The following is a 655-nucleotide window of genomic DNA, read 5'->3' on the forward strand; positions in this document are numbered from 1 at the left end:
GACCTCGGGTCGCTTGAGGTCATACAGGTTGCTGACCCAAAGAATTTCCAAGTCGCGTTGATCACGATCCAGTTGCCGAACCGGGGGATCCACCAGCATGTCAGCGACCACGCTCGTCAACCCGTAATTTTCCAAGAGCGCGCGTTGCTGGCCGGCGTGCTGGCAAAGGACACTATCAGCCCTCCTCAATCCGTATTCGTAAAGTTTCTTGTCCCGCGTGTAGCGTATTAGCACCTTCTCCGGATCGGCGTCTGCGTCGGATGCCAGTCGGTGGACGAGGCCACGTCCATGCCGACGGCAGAACATTGCGAGCAAGCCAACAAGCATCCCGGCACAACTCGTATAGTAGACGTCGGCATCGGCCCGCATCAACGCCGCCCACATTGCGGTCCAACGGGGATAAACAAAACGAAGTACCGGAAGACCCGCATCCGCACGATACGCCTTGTAGGTCGTGACGCGGTGCCAGGAGGCCCCGTCGGACTGACCGTAATCCCCGACGACCATGGAAACCTGGTATCCACGAGCGGCGAGTGCTTTCGCGAGCAGCGTCTGTTGGACCTGCTCCCCGCCAATACCATGGTGATTGTATTCGGGGGCAAGGACCGGAAGGTTTCCAAGACCGACGAAACACACCTTCATGGCTGCGTTCTTT

Annotated in this window: 1 protein-coding gene; it reads right to left on the bottom strand. The window is 58.5% G+C overall.

Going from position 1 to position 655, the window contains the following annotated elements; translation table 11 throughout:
- Positions 1 to 642, bottom strand: a 642-nt coding sequence (locus tag Q2941_RS51815) for a glycosyltransferase family 4 protein (RefSeq protein WP_458197572.1), incomplete at its 3' end; no start/stop codon positions are given.
- Positions 643 to 655: the final 13 nt, after the last annotated feature.

The organism is Bradyrhizobium sp. UFLA05-153 (genome assembly GCF_054185185.1).